General features: G+C 37.5%; 21 protein-coding genes and 1 other annotated feature. Of the genes, 19 read left to right on the forward strand and 2 right to left on the reverse strand.

Annotation, left to right across the window (positions count from 1 at the left end; all coding sequences use genetic code 11):
• Positions 1 to 24 precede the first annotated feature (24 nt).
• The 6 genes from hemC (at position 25) to ysxE (ending at position 6,866) form a co-directional block, all read left to right on the forward strand.
• Complete coding sequence (hemC, locus tag MHB53_RS24835; protein WP_340923765.1) at positions 25 to 957, forward strand: hydroxymethylbilane synthase; 933 nt, start codon at positions 25 to 27, stop codon at positions 955 to 957.
• The gene (locus tag MHB53_RS24840; RefSeq protein ID WP_340923767.1) at positions 954 to 1,763 is read left to right on the forward strand and encodes a uroporphyrinogen-III synthase; all 810 of its coding nucleotides are present in this window, start codon (positions 954 to 956) and stop codon (positions 1,761 to 1,763) included. The genes hemC and MHB53_RS24840 overlap by 4 nt, the downstream gene beginning before the upstream one ends.
• A 2-nt stretch (positions 1,764 to 1,765) precedes the next feature.
• On the forward strand, positions 1,766 to 2,764 hold the full coding sequence (gene hemB / locus MHB53_RS24845) for a porphobilinogen synthase (protein WP_340923770.1): 999 nt from the start codon (positions 1,766 to 1,768) through the stop codon (positions 2,762 to 2,764).
• Between the two features lie 170 nt (positions 2,765 to 2,934).
• The gene (hemL, locus tag MHB53_RS24850) at positions 2,935 to 4,221 is read left to right on the forward strand and encodes a glutamate-1-semialdehyde 2,1-aminomutase (RefSeq protein WP_340923771.1); all 1,287 of its coding nucleotides are present in this window, start codon (positions 2,935 to 2,937) and stop codon (positions 4,219 to 4,221) included.
• A gap of 135 nt (positions 4,222 to 4,356) precedes the next feature.
• Positions 4,357 to 5,790: a LysM peptidoglycan-binding domain-containing protein gene (locus MHB53_RS24855; RefSeq protein WP_340923773.1), complete on the forward strand. Its 1,434-nt coding sequence runs from the start codon at positions 4,357 to 4,359 to the stop codon at positions 5,788 to 5,790.
• Positions 5,791 to 5,831: 41 nt separating this feature from the next.
• Positions 5,832 to 6,866 (forward strand): spore coat protein YsxE, encoded by a 1,035-nt coding sequence (ysxE, locus tag MHB53_RS24860; RefSeq protein ID WP_340923776.1) that lies wholly within the window; start codon positions 5,832 to 5,834, stop codon positions 6,864 to 6,866.
• Positions 6,867 to 7,060: 194 nt separating this feature from the next.
• On the opposite strand, the gene MHB53_RS24865 is transcribed toward ysxE, so the two are convergent.
• Positions 7,061 to 7,252: a hypothetical protein gene (locus tag MHB53_RS24865; RefSeq protein WP_340923779.1), complete on the reverse strand. Its 192-nt coding sequence runs from the start codon at positions 7,250 to 7,252 to the stop codon at positions 7,061 to 7,063.
• 166 nt (positions 7,253 to 7,418) lie between these two features.
• Positions 7,419 to 7,655: a binding site (T-box leader), on the forward strand.
• 187 nt (positions 7,656 to 7,842) lie between these two features.
• On the opposite strand from MHB53_RS24865, the gene MHB53_RS24870 reads away from it, so the two are divergent.
• The 11 genes from MHB53_RS24870 to minD all read left to right on the forward strand — a co-directional run bounded on the left by MHB53_RS24870 (position 7,843) and on the right by minD (position 20,263).
• Complete coding sequence (locus MHB53_RS24870) at positions 7,843 to 10,467, forward strand: valine--tRNA ligase (protein WP_340924979.1); 2,625 nt, start codon at positions 7,843 to 7,845, stop codon at positions 10,465 to 10,467.
• 416 nt (positions 10,468 to 10,883) lie between these two features.
• A complete protein-coding gene (locus MHB53_RS24875; RefSeq protein ID WP_340924982.1) occupies positions 10,884 to 12,122 on the forward strand; it encodes a bifunctional folylpolyglutamate synthase/dihydrofolate synthase in 1,239 nt (412 codons plus the stop codon).
• Between the two features lie 106 nt (positions 12,123 to 12,228).
• Complete coding sequence (locus MHB53_RS24880) at positions 12,229 to 12,975, forward strand: prepilin peptidase (protein ID WP_340923781.1); 747 nt, start codon at positions 12,229 to 12,231, stop codon at positions 12,973 to 12,975.
• Between the two features lie 229 nt (positions 12,976 to 13,204).
• Positions 13,205 to 14,221: an SPOR domain-containing protein gene (locus MHB53_RS24885; protein ID WP_340923783.1), complete on the forward strand. Its 1,017-nt coding sequence runs from the start codon at positions 13,205 to 13,207 to the stop codon at positions 14,219 to 14,221.
• Between the two features lie 101 nt (positions 14,222 to 14,322).
• Positions 14,323 to 14,901, forward strand: coding sequence for a Maf family protein (locus tag MHB53_RS24890; protein ID WP_340923785.1), 579 nt, complete (start codon positions 14,323 to 14,325; stop codon positions 14,899 to 14,901).
• Positions 14,902 to 15,205: 304 nt separating this feature from the next.
• Positions 15,206 to 15,895 carry a RadC family protein gene (radC, locus tag MHB53_RS24895; RefSeq protein WP_340923787.1) on the forward strand — a complete coding sequence of 230 codons (690 nt, stop codon included), beginning with the start codon at positions 15,206 to 15,208 and terminating at the stop codon, positions 15,893 to 15,895.
• Positions 15,896 to 16,080: 185 nt separating this feature from the next.
• The gene (locus MHB53_RS24900) at positions 16,081 to 17,103 is read left to right on the forward strand and encodes a rod shape-determining protein (RefSeq protein ID WP_340923789.1); all 1,023 of its coding nucleotides are present in this window, start codon (positions 16,081 to 16,083) and stop codon (positions 17,101 to 17,103) included.
• 93 nt (positions 17,104 to 17,196) lie between these two features.
• Complete coding sequence (gene mreC, locus MHB53_RS24905; protein WP_340923791.1) at positions 17,197 to 18,051, forward strand: rod shape-determining protein MreC; 855 nt, start codon at positions 17,197 to 17,199, stop codon at positions 18,049 to 18,051.
• Positions 18,051 to 18,575, forward strand: coding sequence for a rod shape-determining protein MreD (mreD, locus tag MHB53_RS24910; protein ID WP_340923794.1), 525 nt, complete (start codon positions 18,051 to 18,053; stop codon positions 18,573 to 18,575). The genes mreC and mreD overlap by 1 nt, the downstream gene beginning before the upstream one ends.
• A 199-nt stretch (positions 18,576 to 18,774) precedes the next feature.
• Positions 18,775 to 19,464, forward strand: a complete 690-nt coding sequence (gene minC, locus MHB53_RS24915) for a septum site-determining protein MinC (protein ID WP_340923797.1) — start codon at positions 18,775 to 18,777, stop codon at positions 19,462 to 19,464.
• A complete protein-coding gene (gene minD, locus MHB53_RS24920) occupies positions 19,457 to 20,263 on the forward strand; it encodes a septum site-determining protein MinD (protein ID WP_340923800.1) in 807 nt (268 codons plus the stop codon). Before minC ends, minD begins: the two co-directional genes overlap by 8 nt.
• Positions 20,264 to 20,789: 526 nt before the next feature.
• Here minD and MHB53_RS24925 read toward each other — a convergent pair.
• The gene (locus tag MHB53_RS24925) at positions 20,790 to 23,870 is read right to left on the reverse strand and encodes a hybrid sensor histidine kinase/response regulator (protein WP_340923803.1); all 3,081 of its coding nucleotides are present in this window, start codon (positions 23,868 to 23,870) and stop codon (positions 20,790 to 20,792) included.
• Between the two features lie 378 nt (positions 23,871 to 24,248).
• Between MHB53_RS24925 and MHB53_RS24930 the strand changes: the two genes are divergently transcribed.
• Both MHB53_RS24930 and MHB53_RS24935 read left to right on the forward strand, forming a co-directional pair.
• Positions 24,249 to 25,016, forward strand: a complete 768-nt coding sequence (locus MHB53_RS24930; RefSeq protein WP_340923806.1) for a M23 family metallopeptidase — start codon at positions 24,249 to 24,251, stop codon at positions 25,014 to 25,016.
• On the forward strand, positions 25,009 to 25,875 hold the full coding sequence (locus MHB53_RS24935) for a M50 family metallopeptidase (protein WP_340923808.1): 867 nt from the start codon (positions 25,009 to 25,011) through the stop codon (positions 25,873 to 25,875). The genes MHB53_RS24930 and MHB53_RS24935 overlap by 8 nt, the downstream gene beginning before the upstream one ends.
• Positions 25,876 to 25,979 lie beyond the last annotated feature (104 nt).

The raw sequence follows: 25,979 nt of genomic DNA on the forward strand, positions 1-25,979 counted from the left end.
TTTTTTGAGCAGGGGGTAAACAAAGTGAGAAAAATTATTATTGGCTCACGTAGAAGTGAATTAGCTTTAACGCAAACGAATTGGGTGCGTGAACAACTAGAAAAACTAGGTGTACCATTTGAATTCGAAGTAAAAGAAATTGTCACAAAAGGTGATCGGATCTTAGATGTCACCCTTTCAAAAGTCGGAGGGAAAGGCTTGTTTGTCAAGGAAATTGAACAAGCAATGCTTGACGAGGAAATTGATATGGCAGTACATAGTATGAAGGATATGCCGGCTGAACTACCTGAAGGCTTAATAATTGGCTGTATTCCAGAGCGGGAAGACGTTCGTGATGCGCTCATTTCAAAAGACCATGTGAAATTAAAAGATATGCCTGCAGGATCGGTTATTGGCACAAGTAGCTTACGAAGAAGTGCGCAATTATTAGCGAAACGACCTGATCTTGAGATTAAATGGATTCGTGGAAATATTAACACACGGCTTGAGAAGCTGGAAACTGAGGGTTATGATGCGATTATACTTGCAGCAGCAGGGCTTAAACGGATTGGTTGGGACTTAGAGATGGTAACAGAATTCTTAGAACCGGAAATTTGTCTACCGGCAATTGGACAAGGAGCATTAGCGATTGAATGTCGTGAAAATGATCATGAATTACTTACTGAACTTGCTAAATTGAACTCGGAACAAACAGCTCGGACAGTAGAAGCGGAACGTGTTTTTTTAACGAGAATGGAAGGTAGTTGTCAAGTACCGATTGCTGGCTATGGAATATTAAACGCGGAAAATCAAATTGAGTTAACTGCGCTAGTTGCATCAACTGATGGCCGTATTATTTATAAAGAATGTGTCGTCGGTTCTAATCCGCAATCTGTTGGAGATGAGGCAGCTGCAATTTTAAGTGAGCGTGGAGCAAAAGCGTTAATCGATCAAGTAAAAGAAGAATTGGACCAATGAACAGTGGACAATTACCACTAGCAGGTAAGCATGTTTTGATAACAAGGGGAAGTGAACAAGGGGAAAAATTCTGTATGAATGTTGCGTCGAAGGGTGGCATTCCTTATATGGTGCCACTTATTGACTTTCGCGCACATGAAGATATCAATGGCCCTTTGTTTATTAAAAATATTGCTCAGTATGATTGGATTATATTCACAAGCAAAAATGGTGTGGACTATTTTTTTCAACATATTCAAGGCCATATTGATCAGTCGCAATTTAGGGAAAGTAATATTCAATTTGCTGTTGTTGGTGAAAAAACACGGGAAGCACTTGATCGCTATAAGTTGCCATCCCGTTTTATGCCAAATGTATATACAGCAGAAGACTTTGCTCGTGAATATTTTGAAAGAGAACTTTCAGCTAAAAGAGTACTCATACCTAAAGGTAATTTGGCTAGTAAAACAATCGCTGAGAGTTTCAGATCACATCATATTGTGGCTGATGAATGGATTGTTTATGACACGTATTATCCAACAGAAAAAACAGATAATCTCATTCAATTATTAACCGAAGATCAGCTTGATATCGTAGCGTTCACAAGCCCATCCACTTTTAATCATTTTAAGAAAATTATCGATCAATATCATCTAGATAATCACGCGAAAAAAATAGAGATTGCAACAATTGGCACAGTGACTAAACGTGCAGTGGAGCAGGCAGGATATGAGGTTAGTGTTTGTCCACAAACGTTTACAATCGATTCCATGTTTGCCGAGCTTTGCACATACTTTACTGAAAATGCGAATGAAAGGAAGCTATAATTATGGATAATATCCAATTTAAACGTCATCGAAGACTACGTGCATCCTCTAGTATGAGAGCAATGGTTCGAGAAACACATCTACGTCCAGAAGATTTTATTTATCCACTTTTTATTGTTGAAGGGAAAAATCAAAAAAATGAAGTTGCCTCCATGCCAGGTGTTTACCAAATTTCACTTGACAAATTACCAGCAGAACTTGAAGAAATTGTGAGTCTTGGGATTAAAGCAATCATTTTATTTGGCGTTCCGGAAGAAAAAGACGATTGTGGCACAGGGGCGTATCATGATCATGGTATTGTTCAAGAGGCAACTCGTACAGTCAAAAAACATCAGCCGGATTTGCTTGTTGTTGCAGATACTTGTCTATGTGAATACACAGACCATGGTCATTGCGGAGTCATTGAAAACGGAGATGTCTTAAATGATGCAAGCCTTGAGTTATTAGTTCAAACAGCCATTAGCCAAGCAAAAGCAGGCGCTGATATTATTGCACCTTCTAATATGATGGATGGATTTGTGGCGGTAATTAGAAAAGGGCTAGACGAAGCAGGGTTTGAACATCTGCCGATTATGTCATATGCTGTTAAATATTCTTCTGCTTTTTACGGACCATTTCGTGATGCGGCTAATAGTGCACCGCAGTTTGGTGACCGGAAAACGTATCAAATGGATCCAGCAAACCGCATAGAAGCATTACGTGAAGCGGAATCAGATATGGAAGAAGGAGCAGATTTCCTTATAGTCAAACCTGCGCTCTCATATTTAGATATTATCCGAGATGTGAAAAACAGTTTTAATGCACCTGTTGTCGCTTATAATGTGAGCGGAGAGTATTCCTTGATTAAAGCAGCGGCAGCAAATGGTTGGGTTGATGAAAAAGCGATGACAATGGAAATGCTGACGAGCATCAAACGTGCAGGAGCAGAATTAATCATTACATATTTTGCAAAAGATGTAGCGAGATGGTTAAAAGAGGATGTTCAAAAAGTCACCAAATGATAAACGGCGAATTTCTTCGTTGCTTGGTTTTTCCGGTTCTCACGTATTAAAAGCATACGCTCCGATCCTCAAAACCTTCTTGCCTCGAACTTCTTGTTTCTAATTTGGCACCTTTTTGAACACGCACTAAAAGAATCAAACTAAATATATGAAAACTGGAGGTTTGTTTCATGCGTTCATATGAAAAATCTAAACAAGCTTTTAAAGAAGCTGTTACAATGCTCCCGGGCGGGGTAAATAGCCCAGTGCGTGCATTTAAATCAGTTGATATGGATCCGATTTTTATGTCCAAGGGAAAAGGTTCTCGTATTTATGATATTGATGGGAATGAATATATTGACTATGTACTGTCTTGGGGTCCGCTTATTTTAGGACATGCAAATGACCAAGTGGTAGAATCAATTAAAAAGGTTGCTGAATTAGGTACAAGCTTTGGTGCACCGACCATCATGGAAAATAAACTAGCAAAACTAGTAATCGAACGTGTTCCTTCGATTGAGATTGTTAGAATGGTCTCTTCTGGTACGGAAGCAACAATGAGCGCGCTTCGATTGGCACGTGGATATACTGGCCGCAATAAAATATTGAAATTTGAAGGCTGCTACCACGGGCATGGTGATTCACTTTTAATTAAAGCTGGTTCTGGTGTCGCGACACTTGGTCTACCAGATAGTCCTGGTGTCCCAGAAGGAGTGGCAAAAAATACGATTACAGTTCCATATAATGATATGGATAGCGTTCGCTATGCTTTCAAAGAATATGGAGAAGATATTGCCGGCATAATTGTTGAGCCTGTAGCTGGAAACATGGGTGTCGTTCCTCCGTTACCAGGATTCCTAGAAGGCCTGCGTGAAGTAACAAGTGAATATGGCGCGTTGCTAATATTCGATGAAGTAATGACTGGGTTCCGTGTGGCTTACAATTGCGCACAGGGGTATTTCGGTGTAACACCAGATATTACATGTTTAGGAAAAGTAATTGGTGGCGGGCTACCTGTTGGCGCATTTGGTGGGAAAGCAGAAATAATGGAACGGATAGCTCCGAGTGGTACTATTTATCAAGCTGGAACGCTGTCCGGTAATCCGCTTGCAATGACAGCAGGATACGAAACACTTGTTCAACTTACACCTGAAACATACGATGACTTTAATCGCAAGGCTGATATGCTTGAAGCTGGTTTAAAAAAGGCAGCTGAAAAACATGGAATTCCGCATACGATTAACAGAGCAGGATCGATGGTAGGAATATTCTTCACCGATCAAGAGGTTCATAATTATGAACATGCTAAAACATCAGACTTGAAACTGTTCGCTGCATATTATAAAGAAATGGCCAATAACGGTGTTTTCTTACCGCCGTCGCAATTTGAAGGCTTATTCCTCTCCACTGCGCATACGGATGAAGATATAGCAGCAACAATCGCAACTGCTGAAAAAGCATTTAACATAATTAAGTAATAGAAATAAATAATAAGCGAAAAGAGGAATTGCAATTGCATTCCTCTTTTTTTCTTTCATAAAATATTAGTATGGCTCATAGAATGTAATTGACCAATGATTATTTTGTTATGGATTTGAAAGGAGGAGTCTGTATTGCCAGAACGCAAAGAATCAACTATTACATTTAAAGTTAAAGAGTCTATCTGGTTTGAAAGAGGACAGGAAGTAGAGGAACTTATATCTATTTCATTAAGCCCCCATATAGAAATATTGGATGAAGATGATTATGTTGTGTTAAAAGGCACGCTCGAATTAAGCGGTGAATATAAACATTCGAATGAAGAAAATGAAGATGAACTCCTAGATATAGGGCGTCAATATATCCAATCTGTTGAGATGAGAAATGAGTTAGAAAGTGAATTTTTCCACCAACTCCCATTGGATATTACAATTCCTAAAAGAAAAATTAACAAAATGGAGGAAATTTCCGTGGAAATTGATTCATTTGATTACAAATTCCCGGAAAATTGCCGTCTACAACTGCTAGCAGACGTTGGAATCAGAGGTGTTTATGAAGATATAGAACCTTCCGAAGACACGATAGACTCTGGAGAAGATACGGAAGAGAGACCTTCTAATACAGAGGAAGCATCTAGTCGCACAGAGCCAGTTGAAATTTCGGAAGAAAATATCGAAGCACATGCTTTAAAAGAGGAAGTTTTGCAAGAAGAAAGAGAAGAAATTCAATTGGAGGTTCGGGGGAAAGAATCAGAAGATGTTATGGAAGAAATCAGTGAAGAGAAGTCAGAAGAAAAACAAATAGAAGCCCGCAACGAAGTTGTAGAAGAAACTCGGATAGCAGTAGAGACTGAAAGAGTGTCAGAAGAAATCCAAGCACTTGAAGAAGCGCCAGAAGAAAAAGAAGCAAGAATCCAGGAAGAGAAGTCTACAGAAGTTCTAGCGGAAATCAGCGAAAAGCATCAAGCAGAACACCAGGAAGAAGCCATCGAGGATGAATCAATAGAGCTTCAAGTGGTTTCGAGGGGGGAGGAATGGAAGGAAAGAGAAATTGAAGATACTAGTTTTTATGATCCATTTAAAGTAGAGGCAAATATTATCTTTAAGGAAAAAGAATTAGCAGATGTACGTCCTACCTTAGATTATCATCTTCCGAAGTTGCCAGAAATAGCCGTGGGGTCTTTGGAACGAAGGAGAAACTACATGCCAAGTGAAAGTTCCCAACAGTATATGGAATCCTCGTCACATATGAATAATGGCAAATATGATGAAGAGTCGTCTTCCCATTCACATAAAGACAACGAAGAAAAAAATAAAGTGAAAAAGAAAAAAGATAAATATAAATCCATGTCATTTTCTGATTTCTTTGCAAGAAAAGAGGAAGAATCTGCAGCGAAGCTTAAGGTCTGCTTTGTACAGACTGGAGATTCGATTCAGGAATTAGCGGATAAATATAAAGTGTCTGTTCAGCAAATCCTACGTGCAAATCAATTAGAAGCAAATCATGAAGTATTTGAGGGTCAAGTACTATATATACCTGTAAAAGTATCCACGCTAAAATCAAATTAAGACGGAATAGTGGCTTTTTTTAGATAAGCAGGTGATATATAATGGTGCGTATTTCAGATGAAGAGGTAAAAAAAATAGTACAATATTATGGACTTCACCCTAAATTTGTGGAGAAATACGGCAAAGTTTATAAAGTTTATACGGATAAAGGAGACTATGCATTAAAGAGAATGAGAGCAGAGGAAGGTCTTGATTTCCTTTATTATATGCAATTTCTATACCAGCGTGGCTATAACCGAATTGTTCCCATATTTCCTGCAGCAGATGGTCGCTATGCCATTTTAGAAGGAAAATATCTTTATTATTTAATGCCATGGTTAGAAAATAAGTTAAGAGAAGACCATACTCAAAAACACCATGAGTTGTTTCGTGAATTGGCGCGTATTCATACACTCTCAGCTCGTGAGGTTCCTGTTAGTAAAGAAGAACGGAAAGAACATTTTGACATAACGAAAGCGCGTTGGGAAAAAGAACAAGAAGCATTAGAAACATATATTGAGTTTAGTGAGAAAACATGGTATATGTCACCTTTTCAATTGATGTTTTGCACTTATTTTTCTGAAATTAGTGGGGGGCAGCGTTATGCACTTGGAAAATTAAACGAGTGGCACGAAGCCTCCTTAGAAGAAACGAAAGCAAGAAGTGTGATCGTCCATGGTAAACTTTCTACTGAACACTTCTTGTATAATGATAAAGGGCTTGGTTTCTTTTCTAACCTTGAAAAGTCCAGAACTGCCTCACCCATACACGATTTATTGCCATTCTTATCGAGAATGCTGAACACGCATCCAAAGCAATTTAATGAGAGTGTAGAGTGGCTAGAGTTATACTTTCGGCATTTTCCATTTAAAGAGGAAGAAATGTATTTGTTTCTCAGTTACTTAGCCCAACCAGGGGCGATTTATAGAGTGATAGAGAGTTATTTTTCAACGGCAAAAGAAAAAAATGAAATGAAGTATATTCGTGAATTGCAAACCTGTTATTGGCAAATGAAAAATACAGAATATATCGTCATGACATTAAATGAAACGGAGCAAAGAAAAAAACAAATGGAACAATCGCAACCTTCCGACTAAATAGTGGAGGGTTTTTTGTTAGTTAAGCAAGTATAAAACTTTTACTGATTTCCATTAAAAAAAACTGTAAATGTCTTACTTCAAATGTACACAAAGCCGAGTGAAGGGAATCCACGAACACTGCACAGGATAATGTGTGTTCCTAACCTGATTTTTAACAGATAGCCTTTTGCTCGCTCCGTAGTTATTCATTATTATAACCATTCATAATGAAAGGCAAGAGCCAAACCAATAAAGATTGCTAATAATAAAACATCGACTGTAGTAGGGAAAATAAAAGTCCTGATCGTTTGGAATATAGCGAAGGGGACAACGAGCTGCCTGCATGCCCCTTTAAATGTCCTCATCCACGATTGAAATGTATACTGATTGAATTTGTTTTTCATCAATAAACCTCCCTGAATATCTGATACCATAAATTATGTAGAGAAAATAAATTTGTGCCTAGACAGTATAAACTGCATTGTATCTGCCTATCCTGATAAAAAGACATAATAATCATTGACAATCATATATGATTTTCGCTAATATTATATATAAATGAATGATCGACTAATTGCTAAGATAGGGAAGAGTACTTTGGCATTCTGCTTTCAGAGAGAGAAATCAATGCTGTGAGATTTCTTAAGTAGAAACATTGGAAAGTCACCCTTGAGCAGCTTCCGTGAAAATAATGAGTAATGGAAGCCGGTGTAGAACCGTTATTAAGTTAAGTGCCGGGCGTATGTGGTAGTTGCATGCATCCGTGAAAAAAGGTGGTACCGCGAATCCGCTCCCTTCGTCCTTTTGACGAGGGGGGTTTTTGTGTTTTTTATTAAAGGAACAACGGCTAAGAACGCAACGTCCTGTGGCAACGCCGTTATGACCCGCATTGTGGGAGCTTAAGCTTTCACGATAGCACTGAAGTTAGACGACATTTACTACAAATAAAGATTTTTCTAGGAGGATAAAGTTGGAAAATAATAATAATATTACGATGCCGACAAAATATGAACCACAAAGAATTGAAAAAGGTAGATATCAGTGGTGGCTTGATGGAAAGTTTTTCGAAGCGAATAATGATCCAAATAAAAAGCCTTATACAATTGTTATTCCTCCTCCAAACGTAACAGGACGTCTACATCTTGGTCATGCATGGGATACTGCTTTGCAAGATATTTTAACGAGAATGAAAAGAATGCAAGGTTATGACGTTCTGTGGCTCCCGGGTATGGATCATGCTGGGATAGCTACTCAAGCTAGAGTGGAAGAAAAGCTACGTGAAGAAGGGATCTCGCGATATGATCTCGGACGTGAAAAGTTTGTGGAAGAAATTTGGAAATGGAAAGCAGAGTATGCAGATTTTATTCGTCAACAATGGTCAAAACTCGGACTTGGTTTAGATTATTCACGTGAACGTTTTACGCTTGATGAAGGTCTTTCTAAAGCTGTAAGAGAAGTGTTTGTTACGCTTTATAATAAAAAACTGATTTATAGAGGCGAATATATAATTAATTGGGATCCTGCAACGAAAACAGCTTTATCAGATATTGAAGTAATTCATAAAGATGTACAGGGCGCATTTTACCATATGCGTTACCCACTTGCAGACGGTTCTGGCGCGATTGAAGTAGCAACTACAAGACCTGAGACGATGTTAGGTGATACGGCGGTAGCTGTTCATCCAGATGACGAACGCTACCAACATTTAATTGGCAAAACTGTCATTTTGCCTATCATTGGTCGAGAAATTCCGATCGTTGCCGATGACTATGTGGATCAAGACTTTGGTTCAGGTGCAGTGAAAATCACCCCAGCACATGATCCTAATGATTTTGAAATCGGCAATCGCCACAATTTAGAGCGAATACTCGTGATGAATGAAGATGGTACGATGAATGAAAATGCTAATAAATATCAAGGGATGGATCGTTTTGAATGTCGGAAACAAATCGTCAAAGATTTGCAAGAACAAGGGGTACTATTCCAAATTGAAGACCATATGCATTCAGTCGGTCATTCAGAGCGTAGCGGTGCAGTTGTAGAACCGTATTTATCGACACAATGGTTCGTTAGTATGCAACCACTTGCAGATCAAGCGATTGACTTGCAAAAACAAGAAGAAAAAGTGAATTTTATTCCAGATCGATTTGAGAAAACGTATTTACACTGGATGGAAAACATTCATGATTGGTGTATTTCACGTCAGTTATGGTGGGGGCATCGTATACCAGCTTGGTACCATAAAGAGACTGGAGAAGTGTATGTTGGAAATGTGGCACCTGCGGATGAAGAGAATTGGGAACAGGACAATGATGTGTTGGATACATGGTTTAGTTCCGCATTATGGCCATTTTCTACGATGGGTTGGCCAGATCTTGATGCGGGAGACTTCCAACGGTATTATCCGAATAATGCTCTTGTAACGGGTTATGATATCATCTCGTTCTGGGTTTCGAGAATGATTTTCCAAGGCATAGAATTTACAGGCAAGCGGCCTTTTCAAGATGTACTTATTCACGGCCTCATTCGTGCAGAAGATGGACGTAAAATGAGTAAATCACTTGGAAATGGTATCGACCCAATGGATGTTATTGATCAATATGGAGCTGATTCGCTTCGGTACTTCTTAACAACAGGAAGCTCACCAGGTCAGGATCTCAGATTTAGTATGGAAAAAATTGAATCAATCTGGAACTTCGCTAATAAAATTTGGAATGCTTCTCGATTCGCATTATTGAATATGGATGGCCTCGAATATAATGAAATTGATCTGTCAGGTGAAAAATCCGTTGCGGATAAATGGATCCTAACACGCCTTAACAACACGATCGACACTGTAACGAAACTTGCAGACAAATATGAATTTGGAGAAGTTGGCAGAGCTTTATACAATTTCATTTGGGATGAATTATGTGATTGGTATATTGAAATGGCGAAACTTCCATTATATGGGGAAGATGAAGCGGCTAAAAAGACGACTCGTTCTGTATTGGCATATGTATTAGATAACACGATGCGACTTATCCATCCATTCATGCCTTTCATATCTGAAGAAATTTGGCAAAACCTACCGCATGAAGGTGAATCAATTACTGTAGCAGCATGGCCAACAGTAAATGAACAATTTACGGATGAACAAGCTGCAAGTGAAATGAAACTGTTAATGGATATCATTCGTTCCGTTCGAAATATCCGTGCAGAAGTAAATACACCGATGAGTAAACAGATTAAGTTAATGCTTAAGGCAAAAGATAGTGAAATATTTACAGTGCTAGAAAAGAATAAACAATTCATCGAGAAATTTTGTAATCCAGAAGAGCTTATTATTTCAACAGACATGAAAACACCGGAAAAATCAATGACTGCTGTCGTTACAGGTGTCGAACTATTTCTCCCGCTAGCTGGATTAATTAATATTGATGAGGAAATCAAGCGCCTAGAAAAAGAATGGGATAAGTGGAATAAAGAAGTCGAACGTGTTCAGAAAAAGTTATCCAATGAAAAGTTTACAAGTAAAGCGCCACAAGCTGTGGTGGAGGAAGAAAGAGTGAAAGAAAAAGATTATGTAGAAAAGCGTTCGATTGTCGAAGAGCGTATGAATGAGTTGAAAAATATTTAAGTAGCAATTTGAAAAGTGCTTGGCATCTCCCTAATGAAAAATGAAGGAGGTGTCAGCTCTTTATTTATAGAGGATGTTCAAAAAGTCACCAAATGATAAACTGCGAATTTCTTCGTTGCTCGTTTTTTTCGGTTCTCACGTATAGGATGGATCTTCTGTTAAGTTCGCTCACGTCCTGTGAGCAACACAGAAGTCAGCACATCCTGTGCAAGTCAGATCCTCAAAACCTTCGCGACTCGAACTTCTTGTTTCTAATTTGACACCTTTTGAACACGCACTTATAGGAAATTAATTCCCCTTGTATAGGAGGATAACTTTACATTCTGGAGGTGTGTAAACTGTTTCATACATATGATGAATCACTTGAGTGGATTCACTCACGTCTTCGTTTTGGTGTAAAACCAGGCTTGAAAAGAATGGAATACATGCTTGAAAAACTAGACCATCCTGAAAACAAGTTAAATGCAGTTCATGTTGGTGGAACAAATGGGAAAGGCTCGACTGTTGCTTATTTGCGTTCAGTATTGATGGAAGCTGGTTATGAAGTAGGTACATTTACTTCCCCGTATATTGAGCAATTCAATGAAAGAATCAGTTTAAATGGTAAGCCAATTTCAGATAATGAAATAACACATCTTGTTAATGTTATAAAACCGCTCGCTGATGAATTGGAGGAAACTGAATTCGGGCCGCCAACAGAGTTTGAAATTATTACAGCGATGTCAATTTATTATTTTGCTGTGATGAATCCCGTGGACTTTTCAATTATGGAAGTTGGACTAGGTGGTCGCTATGATTCGACGAATGTCATCGAGCCACTGGTTTCTGTGATTACGAATGTAGGTCTAGATCATACGCAAATTTTAGGAAGCACGTTAAAGCAAATTGCTTATGAAAAAGCAGGGATCATAAAACGAAACACACCAGTATTTACAGCGGTGAAAGATGTAAATGCGCTTCATGTACTCCAAGCGGAAGCTACTGAACAACAAGCTGAATTATTTCAAATTAATAAGGACTTCTTTGTCAAAGACATCATATCAACAGAACATGCGGAAAACTTTACGTTTACATCAGGCTCGACAACAATGGAAAATCTTGAAATTAATTTATTAGGACATCATCAGACCGAAAATGCTTCAGGTGCTATCGCGACATTATTTTGGCTAAAGGATAATAGAAAAGTAAATCTAGACGAAGCAATCATTAGATCTGGTTTAATAAAAGCGTACTGGCCGGGAAGAATGGAAATTCTACATACTGAGCCGGTCATATTAATCGATGGTGCACATAATCCAGAAGGGCTTAGGGCGTTATCTGCAGCACTTGACAACAGATATCTTGGTAAAAATATAAAAGTTATATTTGCTGCACTGAAGGACAAAGATTTAACGGAAATGTTTTCGGTCTTTAATAATATGAACGTAGAATTACATGTAACACAATTTGACTTTCCTAGAGCTGCTTCCGCAGAGGAGCTAAAGGCCATGAGTGGAAATCATGTCATAAAGGCACATGTAGAATGGCGAGCGTTAATTAAAGAACAAATAAATAGTATGCAGTCAAATGAGGTCCTCGTCATCACGGGCTCATTATATTTCATTTCTTTAGTTAGGCCTTTCCTATTAAAGAAATTAAAGAACGATATAATATAAAAACGGAAAATGCTGGTATTTAGTAGAATATGACGATAAAATATACTTATGATGAATTATTGTCTCATCGTAAGTATATTTATTTTTATGAAAGGATTACCCTCCTATGAAACTAATCATTTTCCTCTATGCTCTCCTCCTCGGTTCCTTTTTTAATGTTGTAGGGCTAAGGGTCCCGATAAAAGAATCTATTGTTTATCCGGGCTCCGCTTGTCCTAAGTGTCACAAAACATTGACATGCAAGGAACTCATTCCCGTTCTATCTTATGTATTTCAACTTGGCAAATGCCGTCAGTGTAAGCATCAAATAACTTTACTTTATCCTATCATGGAACTAGCTACTGCCTGTTTATTTGTCTTTGCTTACGCAAAAATCGGCTGGACGTTTGAGCTTTTGATTGCCTGGACATTTATTTCTTTACTTATGATTATTTCTGTTTCAGATCTTACGTATTTGATTATTCCTGATAAGGTTTTACTTGTTTTTGCAGCTATTATTTTAGTAGAACGATTGATTCAGCCACTAACTCCGTGGTGGGATTCAATTCTTGGCTCCGCTATTATTTTTATAATTTTAATGGGTATCACGATCATTAGTAAAGGTGGTTTAGGTGGAGGAGATATAAAACTATATGCAGTTTTGGGACTTGTACTTGGGGTGAAATTAGTTTTGTTATCTTTCTTTTTTGCTAACTTAATAGGAGCAGTCATTGGTGTATTAGGGATAGCACTTGGTCTAGTAGAAAGAAGAAAGCCTATTCCATTTGGTCCATTTATCGCGCTTGGAATGCTGATCGTATATTTTTACAACGAACAGATCTTATCATGGTATTATTCGCTTCTATCATTTTAACAAGTACTAGGTATAAACAATTCTTCTTGAATGGAAATATAAGTATACTTGCCAGTAAGTAAGAGTATTTTTAGTGTCTAGCATAAGCGTTTTTCTTTTAATTCTGCAAATAAATACAAATGATAAAAAATATGACGAAAACCTTTTTAGATGAGACGACAAATGTCTTGTCTATTTTTTTTCTACCTATGGTAGCATTAAGCAAACTTGCAAGTGGAGGCTGATATGCATGGACAAGAAGCACAAGACACAGCAACCAGCTATCAAAATAAAAATCAACGGAGAAGAAAGACCATTTGAGGAAGAAGTTATTGTTAATAATTGGCAAACAGCAGTAGAAGAAACATCTGCAGCAGCAGATAAAACGCTAGAAGAAGAAAATTTTGATTGGGTACTTCCTGAAGTGGAATACAATGAAGTTTCTGAGTTTCAAAAGGTGAATTATTTCCCGAGCAAAAATAAAAAGTATACTTCAAGGGGAAGGAAGTCCGCACCACTGGCCACGCTAATATTATCTATTTTTCTTGCGGTAGCGGTAGGTTTATTGTTAGGAACATTTCTTTTGAAGATGGTTATGAATCCAGATGATCAGGCCGCAGCCTTAGATGATAGCTCTATAACAGCACCAATCGTTTTAAAGGAAGAAACAAATAAACTAGCTGAAGTTCCATACACAGCGGAGCTACCTGCTTTTACAGCTGCAGTTATACAAGGTGATGTTTTTTCGAACAAAGAAGCAGCTGATAATAGAGCATCTGAATATGATGCTCAAGGATATGCTTCAACGATAATGGAAAAAGACGGGAAGCATTATGTATTTATCGGTATTGCTTCCGCTATTGGCGAAGCGAAAGCATGGGAAGCCAACTTGAAAGAAAATGGGTTAAATGTTTGGGCAAAAGAGTTGCAAATTGGAAGTGTGAAAATACCATTCACATCAAAGGAAGAAGCAACATTGTTTGCCTCGGAAGGAAAGTTATTTCAATTGCTTGCCAATGAAGCAATAAGTGGAATGAATACTGGCAAGGTTAATGATGCGAACATAACAGCAATAGGTAAGACGTTAGAAATGAAAGAAGAAACGCGCTCCAAGGAAGGTGTGGCATTCGAACTCTATAATAAGTTGTATGGCTCCTATGAAGGGCTTAAAGGGTTTCAATCTAACAATGGTGATAAGGCGTTATTAAAGAAAGTCCAACAGAACTTACTAGACTACATAAAATTATATGAAGGAGCCCGTCGATAACATAAATACATGGCGGGCTTGTCTTTTCTAGTTGTTCCATTCAATACTATTTGATATGATATATGAGTATCTCCCGATCTATAGAAAGGCAGGAATATGAAATGCCACACCCACATCTCATACTAGCTTCATCATCACCTCGAAGGAAAGATCTACTTGAGAAACTATCCTTCCCGTTTACCACTTACTCACCAAATGTAGACGAATCCGTCTCAAAGGAATTATCGCCAAGTGAGATTGTTTCCATTCTCGCTTTACGAAAAGCCAATAATATAGCCCTGAAATTTCCACAAGCCTATATAATTGGCTCGGACACTATTGTTGTTTGTGATGGAATTGTACTTGGCAAACCCCAATGTAGAGAAGAGGGGGAGCAAATGCTCAAGCAATTATCTGGGCGAACACATTCCGTTTATACTGGCGTTGCTGTTGTAAATACCAATGAGACGAAAGTTTTTTATGATAAAACGGATGTGGAATTTTGGGAACTGTCAACGACATTAATAAACCAATATTTGGACAGTGGTGAGCCATTTGACAAAGCAGGTGCCTACGGAATTCAAGGCTACGGCGCTTTACTTGTAAAATCGATAATTGGAGATTACTACTCTGTCGTAGGGCTACCAATTTCTCGCTTATCACGTATATTGTTGGAAATGGGGTTAACTCACCCGAAATGAAGCATCCCTTTATAAAAGAGGATGTTCAAAAAGTCACCAAATGATAAACGGCGCATTTCTTCATTGCTAATTAGGTACTTCTATTAAGGAAAAGGATCCTCTTTTAAGTAAAAGTGGAACCTCTGTTAAGATCGCTCACGTCCTGTAAGCAAAATAGAGGTCAGCACGTCGTGTGCAAGTACGTCCTGTGAGCAACACAGAAGTCTGCACATCCTGTGCAAGTCCGATCCTCAAAACCTTCTCCTCGAACTTCTTGTTTCTAATTTGGCACCTTTTTGAACACCACTAAAAGGGAGAGAAATATATGAAAGCGGAAACACTTATGATTCGTGACTTTCCAGTGGATGAACGTCCACGCGAGCGATTGATCAATAATGGTGCAGAAAGTTTGTCCAATCAAGAATTGCTTGCTATTTTACTAAGAACTGGCACAAAGGCGGAATCAGTTATTCAGTTGTCAAATAGATTACTTACACAGTTTGGTGGTCTTATGTGGCTAAAGGATGCTGCCTTGGAGGAGATGACTGATTTAAAAGGGATCGGTGAAGCAAAAGCAGTGCAAATTGCCGCTGCAGTTGAATTAGGAAGAAGAATAAGTAACCTCTCATACGATGACCGCTATGTAATCCGCAGCCCGGAAGATGGGGCAAATTATGTGATGAATGATATGAGATTCTTAACACAGGAGCATTTCGTGTGCCTCTATTTAAACACCAAAAATCAAGTGATTCATCGTCAAACTGTCTTCATCGGTAGCTTAAATGCAAGCATAGTCCACCCTCGCGAAGTATTCAAAGAAGCTTTTCGCCGCTCAGCCGCCTCTATTATCTGTTTCCATAATCATCCATCCGGAGACCCTGCCCCATCTAAAGAAGATATCAACGTAACAAAACGACTTGTGGAGTGTGGAAAAATGATTGGGATTGAAATCCTTGATCATTTGATCATTGGCGACAAAAAATATGTTAGTATGAAAGAAAAAGGGTATATGTGACACTATGATTTTACAAAGTCTTACGTTATAATTGGAAGTGTGATTTTTTTTGCAGAAATTAATGTATAATAACACGAGTACGCTACAACAGTGAGGATAATCATATAGAAGAATATAAAAGTTTATGTGAAACGACTTAATTAAATGAAGTATGGCATTTGGGATCAGAGAGGGAGATACAAATAATGTTTGGATTTGGGACGAAAGACTTAGGTATAGATTTAGGCACTGCCAATACATTGGTTTTTATAAAAGGGAAAGGTATCGTTCTACGTGAGCCTTCTGTAGTGGCTTTGCATACTGATACAAAAAAAATCGTTGCTGTGGGTAATGATGCAAAGAATATGATAGGACGTACACCGGGTAATATCGTTGCATTGCGCCCTATGAAAGATGGAGTTATAGCAGATTATGAAACAACTGCATCGATGATGAAGTATTACATAAAACATGCGGCAAAAGGTAAAGGCGGTTTTGGTGGAAAGCCTTATGTTATGGTATGTGTACCCTCGGGAATTACAGCAGTGGAACAGAGGGCTGTCTTAGATGCAACAAGAGAAGCAGGAGCTCGTGATGCATATCCTATCGAAGAACCCTTTGCGGCAGCAATTGGAGCAAACTTACCTGTATGGGAACCTACAGGAAGCATGGTAGTAGATATTGGTGGGGGAACAACTGAAGTTGCAGTCATCTCGTTAGGTGGAATTGTGACAAGTGTATCGATTCGGACCGCTGGCGATAACTTTGATGAATCGATTGTTGCTTATATTAGAAAAACGTACAATTTATTAATTGGTGACCGAACTGCCGAAGCGATTAAAGTGGAGGTCGGATCTGCAGGAGATACAGAAGGAATTGCGCCAATGGAAATTCGGGGCCGCGATTTACTGACCGGATTACCGAAAACGATGGAAATAACATCTAAGGAAATTTCAGGCGCATTACGTGATACGGTTAATACGATTATTGATGCGGTGAAAACTACGCTTGAAAGAACTCCTCCAGAACTTGCAGCGGATATTATGGACAGAGGAATCGTATTGACTGGCGGTGGAGCATTGTTGCACAATTTGGACAAGGTAATTAGTGAAGAAACACAAATGCCTGTATTAATTGCTGAAGAACCACTTGATTGTGTGGCAATTGGAACGGGAATGGCATTGGAACATATAGATCTATTCAAAAATAAAGCAAGAGATTCTCGATAAAATACCTGATGGCGTCTAAATTCATTCGGACGCCATTCATTTATACAGCTATTAAAGCAGCTGTCGGTTAATCAGAAATTAGAGGTGGAAATGATGCCGCATTTTTTTCTTAATAAACGTCTGATTATCCTGCTTGTCAGCATTATTATTCTTGTGTCATTAATCGGATTTTCATTACGTGATCGAGACAATATTTCTCGACCTGAGCAATTTATTAAGGATGTTGTAGGATTTGGCCATTCACTTGTATCAAAACCTGCACAAGGAATTGCAAGTGCATTAACGAATGTGGAAGATCTGAAAAATACATACACAGAAAATAAAAAATTGAAAGCACGATTAGAAGGGCTGGCAAAGCTTGAACAGGAAATATCAGATTTAAAAAGAGACAATGATGAACTAAGAGATATAGTAGGGAAGACGGATGATTTGCGTGATTTTACAGCCATTCAAGCAACTTTGATTAGTCGTTCTCCTGATCTATGGTATGACAAAATTATGATAAATAAAGGTAGTAAAAGTGGAGTTAAACCTGATATGGCTGTGATTACAGCAAAAGGCTTAATTGGTAAGGTAATTGATACTTCAGAAATGACTGCAACAATAGAATTATTGAGTTCGGACAACACTAAAAACCGAGTTTCGGCGCTAATACAAGGAAAAAATGAGGTTTTTGGTCTAATTGATGGGTATGATCGCGAAAAGAAGCTACTAATAATGAAGGATTTACCTATTGATCAAGAAATCAAAAAAGGGCAAAATATTATTACCTCAGGTCTAGGAGGCGTCTTTCCAAAAGGCCAGGATATTGGAAAAGTCAAAGAACTTCGTGTAGATCAGTATGGCTTAACACAAATAGCATATGTGGAACCTTCAGCAGATTTTTATGGATTTGAGCATGTAATGGTTATTGTCCGTCCTGAAGACGGGAAAAAGGAGGGAGAATGATGAAGCGCATTATTCTTCCTTTACTTTTAACGCTAGCATTCTATTTAGAAAGTATTTTTGTAGACTTATTACCTCCGGAAGCATTTGGCGGAGAAAGAATTGTTGTACCTCATTTTTTACTTATTTTGTTAATTATAATGGGGATTTATTATGTACGCAATCATGCGCTTCTATATGCAGCGCTATTCGGTTTGCTATTTGATGTTTATTATACGGAGATAATAGGCATATACTTGTTTTTGTTTCCAATATCCGTTTATCTTGCTTCAAAAATGATGAGGATTTTGCATATCAATATATTTACAACAGCGATCGTCTTAATGATTCAAATCGCTTTTGTCGAAATACTTGTCTACATATTCAATGTATTTGTTTTTTCGGTAAGCATAATACCAAGCGACTTTGCGACAACTAGACTGTTACCAACGCTTATATTAAACATTGCTTGTTTTATTTTAATATTTTTCCCATTTTCACGATTTCTGCTAAATAAGAAAAAAATAATAGTCGATGAATTATCATAAAATCACTATTGTTTTTTTGAAAAAGGGGAAATAATATCCTTTGTCGAATGGGGCTAGAGATGACTTGGAATTGAATTTGAGATAAGATGAAGAGAAACTCGATGCTTGTTGTTGAAAGGAGACATAGGGCATACCATATCGTTTAACATGATTAAGAAAAGCTGCTTTTCATCTTACTTAATCAATTTGCCCGAATAACATGAAGAATAGACAAAATGTGATGATAAAAGGTACGAAAAATGGTCTTTCATTACGATTAAATGATCAGTGTTCATATGAAGATTTATTAATAGAGCTTGAAGAAAAACTTGCAGATTTACATGGTGTAGATTCTGATAGTCCGCTTATTTCTGTCCGAATACAAACTGGCAATCGCTATTTGGAGGCAGGGCAGCAAGAAGAATTAAAGGAATTAATACGGCAAGAGCACCATTTGATTGTAGAGGAAATTGAGAGTAATGTCTTGACAAAAGCAGAAGCAAAACAACATGTTGATGAACAAGAAATTACTTCAGTATCAACGATTGTTAGATCTGGTCAAGTGTTAGAAGTGACAGGAGATTTGCTTCTTGTAGGTGATGTAAATCCAGGTGCTACTGTTAGGGCAGGAGGTAATATTTTTATTATGGGCGCCTTAAAAGGTGTTGCACATGCAGGTTATAATGGTAAAACAGAGTCTGTGATTGTTGCTTCATTCATGACACCGTCACAGTTAAGAATTTTTGATAGTATAAGTCGAGCTCCAGACCATTATGACCATGAAGAACAACACCAAATGGAATGTGCATATATAGATAAAAATGACCACATTGTTATTGACCGTTTGCAAGTTTTGAAACATATAAGGCCGAATATTACTAGATTCAAAGGGGGACACTACTATGGGTGAGGCGATCGTAATCACATCCGGTAAAGGTGGGGTTGGAAAAACGACTACCTCTGCAAACCTGGGGACTGCACTTGCCCTTCAGGGGAAAAAGGTTTGTTTGATTGATACGGATATTGGGCTTAGGAATCTGGATGTTGTGTTGGGGCTTGAAAATCGAATTATTTATGATTTAGTCGATGTTGTTGAGGGACGTTGCAAACCTCATCAGGCGCTTGTGAAGGATAAGAGATTTGAAGATAAACTATTTTTACTTCCAGCAGCGCAAACAAGTGATAAAACAGCTGTATCTCCTGAACAAATGAGACAGTTAGTAACGGAAATGAAACAAGACTATGATTATATTATTATAGATTGTCCTGCTGGTATTGAACAAGGATACAAAAATGCTGTAGCGGGTGCAGATCGTGCAATTGTTGTTACTACACCGGAAATTTCCGCGGTACGTGATGCAGACCGTATCATTGGATTGCTTGAAAAAGAAGAGAATGTAGAATCTCCAAAGCTGATCATTAATAGAATCCGGAGTCAGATGATGAAAAATGGCGATGTACTTGATGTCGACGAAATTGCACAACATTTGTCTATCGATTTAATTGGTATTGTTCAAGATGACGAACAAGTAATTAAGTCATCTAATCAAGGAGAACCTATTGCACTTAATCCGAATAGTAAAGCTGGGATTGCTTACCGGAATATCGCCCGAAGAATACTTGGCGAATCTGTACCACTACAATCGCTTGAAGATGAAAAATCGGGTATGTTCGCCCGTATGAAGAAATTTTTTGGTGTACGAGTTTAAAATAAATCAAAAAACTTTCGATCTAAAGATCGAAAGTTTTTTGATTTTTAAGCTAGAGCGATGACGTGGAAATGCTTTCCCTTTACATGCTTTTGTGAATTCAGTTGCTAGAAGGAAATAGTAAATGTTTTCTTGCTTAATATATATTTTGATTTTTTATTAGTGAATGACCCTCCTTAACACCTCGCGGATTGTTTGAAGAAGAGGCTTCCTGTTACCCAGACCATTGCGTAATGGTTATCCCATACGTCTTACATTGTCTCCACAAGTGTAGATTAACCTGTTCGGACACAATCTTGACCTACAGCTTTTTTTTGTCAGATGTTAACATGACCGTCACCTTTTGAATCAGTGGATTTACAACCATTAAAGAACATTGTTTTATACGGAAGCTTTTTAGGCTAAAAGTCTAACCGAAGTTCATCCCCCTTGCCATTGGGCTCTGCCCGTTACATACTTGAAAAGGAAGACTTCTTTTGGAAAAACGTTAAATTGTTTAGAAATAAGCAGTAAGCAATATTAGCTTTTAAAGTTTAGGTATATGAAAACTAACCGTAGTACCTTGATTAGGAGCGCTTATTATTTGTAAGCCTTCTCCATTTAGTCGCTTTAATCGCCTAATTGTGTTGGTTAAACCAATCCCACTAACTTCATCACGTTGTCCATTAAGAACCTTCGTTACTTTACTTTGGTTCATTCCTACCCCATCATCAACTATCACGATATTAAAGAAGTTGGGCTGTTCAGTAATTCGAATACATATTGTGCCTCCATTTGGACGTTTAAGGACACCATGTCTGACAGCATTTTCAACGATAGGCTGAATGGATAAAGGTGGGATTTGTAAAGATAGTGGTTCATCAACCTCCCATTTTACTTGCAGCCTTTCTCCAAAGCGCTCTTTTTCAATAAACAAATAAGAACGTATAAGGGCAAGCTCGTCTCTAAGTGGAATAACTGTCCTTGTATTACTTACAGTAAAGCTTCTCCGTAGATAATTTCCAAATTCCTCTAGTAGAATAACCATTCTTTCTGAATCAATTTCACTTAGTGCAGCAATCGTGTTTAATGTATTAAATAAAAAATGCGGTTGAATTTGAGCTTGTAACCATGCGGCTTCCATTCCTAGTTGCTCTTTTATCGCTCTTCTTAATTCGATTAAGGCTTTAACACGGGATTTTAATTCTAATGCTTCTACTGGTTTTACAACATAATCGTTAGCACCTGTACGGAAAGCGGTATGTACATCTTCGAGTTGCCCGCGAGCAGTTAGCAATAAAATCGGCAATTCAGAGATAGAAAACTGCTTGCGAAGAGTACGGGTCAATTCATAACCAGATATATAGGGCATCATCACATCAGAAATAATTAAATCCCATTCTCCTTTGTTTATCTGAATCAATGCATCTTTCCCGCTTGTTGCAGTGGTAATATCATATTCTAAAGAAAGTATATTACTTAAAACATTTAAGTTAATCGGATCATCGTCAACAACTAGGATTTTTGCCTTTGCTTCGTCACCTATAGCTAATAGCTGCGGCTCGATTAGTTCTGTCTCCTTTATTCCAGGTAATATCCTGTTAAAAATAGAAGCATCGACTTCTGATTGACTTTCCTTTTCAATGCTGGAAAATTCGGCTAACGGAAGCGTAAATGAGAAGACAGAGCCTTGCCCCGGAGTTGAATCCACGCTAAGTTTCCCACCATGCAGTTCAACTAATTGCTTGCAAATACTAAGGCCTAAACCAATACCACCACCAATAGAAGTCATGCTAGCATTTTCTTGTATGTACGGTTGAAATATCTGCTGTTGCGTTTCTGTACCGATTCCAATTCCGGTATCGCGAATATAAATAGTTGCTATGTTTTCCTTATAATCACTATAGAGCGTAATCGTTCCTTCATTTGTATATTTAACTGCATTATGCAGGAGGTTAAATAAGATTTGAATTAGTCGATTTTCATCTGCTATTACTTTAGGAAAAGTGACTGGGATATCTAGATGTAAACGAATATTCTTTCCCTCTGTCATAAAATGAATCATATCGAATACACCGGTGGCAATTGCATGAACACTAATACTTTGTTTGTGGAGGCGAATATTTTTTTCCTTTAAATGTGTAATATCAAGAAGATCATTTAGCGTATACGTCATCCGCCGCCCTACTTTAATAAGTAGTTCTAAGTTATTCCTGTTTTTATTCGTTAAATGGTCTGTTTGGTCTTCCAAAATAGTTTGTGCAATATTTATTACACTATGGAGTGGATTCCGCAATTCATGCGACGTGTTTGCTAAAAATTCATCGCGCATTTTATCCACTTTCTGAAGTATCTTCGTTTGTTCTCGATTTTGGTTAGATATTTGAATATGGCGTTTAAATAGAAAGAAGGTAAAAACCATAATCGAAATAATAAAGTCATATGGATAGTAAGGGATTTTTACCAAGTTTGCATTTATAGCAATTCCCCATAAAATATTGACAAAATTACCTGTATTGGACAATAGGATAAAAATCGCATCCGAATCTCCTTTTCGAATAATTTGAAGTAAAAGTATAAACATGAGTAGATAGGTCATAGCATTTAAAAACATCGTAGCAGATCCTATAAACAGCATGTATTGAAAAGGAGCAAATAAAATGATGAGCGCTAAAATAATGTATAGTGTTAAAAACACTTGAATGATCCGGCTTTTTAAGTTAAAAGCAGATGTAATAAATGCGAGCATAAAAAATAGAACACCAATAAAGGATAAATACATTAATTTTATTGACCACTTGATATCAATTGGTAACCAAGAAAATAATATTCTATCTTCATCTACTAAAATAGAGAAAATAGCAAAAACGAGTAATAAGCTAAAGTAAATGAGTTCTTTTTGTTGTTTGCCAATAATGTATAAGCCGAAAGAGTATAGTCCATGTAATAATAAAATAACACAAACGATAATTTGCAATGAACTTGATGAATTTGCCTCATTGTTTATAGCGAGTGCTGTTCCGAATTTGATTGATTTAGGAATACCAACAGTATAAGCAGATTCATAGTTTGCAACATGAATGACCATTTCAATATGATTGTGGTCTGTTTGAAAAATCGCTGAGTATGGACCAAGTTTCCCATTATATTGGCTAGCCGTCTTCGCTGGTTGGCCAGACTCTGCTATTAATGATCCATTTATAAAAACTTTTGATGCCGTTGGTATATCTTGGACTAGAATTCCGTATATCTGCTCCTTATCGATAGGGAGTGAGATTTGTAAGCGATAAGTGCCAAAACCTTGAGCTGGTAATAGAGAATTGTCTGATGTCGTTCTGTTCGAATTATTGGGTACTGTAACTAGGTTATTGTCAAGATCTATCCTTTTATCTGAGTCATGACTTAGAAAATGATCCGGATAATATTCCCATTCTCCGTCTAGGGTGACCGTTTTTTCCTTAGTAAACTCCCAATTTCGCAAATCTATTATCCCTTTCTTTGCCTGGGGAGGATCAGCAGGTATGTGAGACAAAATCCATATCATTCGAAAACTAGTTAATGTAAATAAGAATAGAATCATAATAATAAAAATTTTTCGCTTTGACATGTGATTATTCGTTAATATCATCTATTTCATTCCTTTATGTATAGGCCAAAATAATATACTTAGTCTGGATCCTAAAAGAAAGCGCCACTTTGATTTATGGGCCCCTTTTGTAATTTTCCAGGTTATTACTATTTTACATAATTTATATATATATGTCGAAAGCGTATTGGGGGAAATCATACAGAACGGACAAAATCTCAAGATAATGTATGAGTAATATGTAGTTCAGCTACTCAGTATATGAAAATATTTTATAGGAATATCTATGTGGTATGTAAGTGCAGGCGATTATCGCTGTATATCTATTCAACATAAAATCATATGTGTTTCTTATTGAACTGCATATTTGGGAGGGACGAGTCATATCGTAGTATAAATTAGTGAGGGGGATGGTGAGGGATGAATCAGAGGGCAAATGAGATTCGGAAGCGGCTCGCTAGTCGCCGAAGGCAATATCCACTAAACAAAGATAACAAAATACCTGAGAAGCCTATTATATACGATCACGATATAGATGAGGAACAATCTGTGTTCCAGTCTGAACCTGGCACTTCATTTCATCCACTATGGAATAAAGAAGTATTTTTTATGAAAATACTTGGCTCAGCACTTCTTGTGTTAATAGTAGCTATTGTTTATCAATCACCATCATCGTTTTTTGAAAATGCTAGATCGAGGGTAGAGATAGTAATGGAGAAAGAATTCCAGTTCGCTGCTGTGGGTAAATGGTATGAGGAACGGTTTGGAAAACCACTTGCTTTGCTACCTGTTGGAACGCAGGATGAAACTGTTTCTACATCACATAAAGAAAATTATGCGCAACCAGTTTCCGGCGAAGTATTGGCACAATTTGCTGATGATGGGAGAGGAATAACCCTTGAGACTGGATCCGGTGCAGAGGTAGGGGCAATGACTGAAGGTACTGTGATTTTCGCAGGTAAACAAGAAGGTATCGGAAACACGGTAATTATTCAACATCCGGATCAATCAGAGTCATGGTATGGAAGATTAGATAAAATTACAGTTAAGCCGCGCGATAAGGTTGCGTCAGGAAAGATAGTCGGAACCGTTTCTAAAGGAAAAGATGGCACAGCTGGAGAATTTTATTTTGCTATTAAGCAGGAGAATAAATTTATTGATCCTATTCAGGTGATGAACTTTGATTAAGTACTTTCAACTGGTGCAGAAGATTCATATTCATCCGCTATTTTGGGGAGTTGCGGGCTTAGCAATCATCACTGGTTACTTTTGGGAGCTGCTTGCATTGTTTCTAATTGTAATTTTTCATGAGATGGGGCATGCAATAGCTGCTCAATACTTTGCATGGAGGATACAACGAATTCAAATTTTACCATTTGGTGGGATTTGTATAGTCGATGAGCATGGAAATAAGCCGATGAAAGAAGAACTGCTCATTATATTAGCAGGTCCTGTCCAGCATATTTTGTTAGCTATTCTCATACTTATTCTTCAATATTTTTCTGTTGTTACACCAGAGTACATGCAGCTCTTTTTACAGTTTAATCTAATGATATTGATTTTTAATCTTTTGCCTGTTTGGCCTTTAGATGGTGGCAAATTAGTACAATTATTTCTTGCGTCACGAAAACCATATATAGTTGCTTTTAAACAATCTGTTATTAGTTCATTAATAATGTTACTTGCATTACATGTATTTGTACTTATTATATCCCCTTTAAATGTCCAAATATGGATAGTATTAATTTATTTATATATAGGACTATGGTTGGAATGGAAACAACACCAATTTACGTTTATGAAGTTTTTACTGGAAAGGCATTATGGGAAGAAACAGGATCTACGACAAATACAATCAATTGATGCACATGGCGATGAGTTTTTATATCAATCGATGGAAAAGTTTCGCAGAGACTGCAAACATATTATTCATGTTGGGGACGAGAAAATGCTAATTGGAAAATTAGATGAAAATGAACTTTTGCATGCATATTTTAATGAAAAACAAGTAAATGCGAAGTTAAAAGAGATTGTTTATTATGATTGACTATGGTCATAATCACAGTTACATTATAATAAAGTAGTGTGGGACTCGCGGAAAGAAGCTAGTCCTCATTTTTTATTTCATGTGCCAGATAAGATAATATTAGC

The organism is Bacillus sp. FSL K6-3431 (genome assembly GCF_038002605.1).
In the GTDB taxonomy this organism is placed as follows: Bacteria; Bacillota; Bacilli; order Bacillales; family Bacillaceae_C; genus Lederbergia.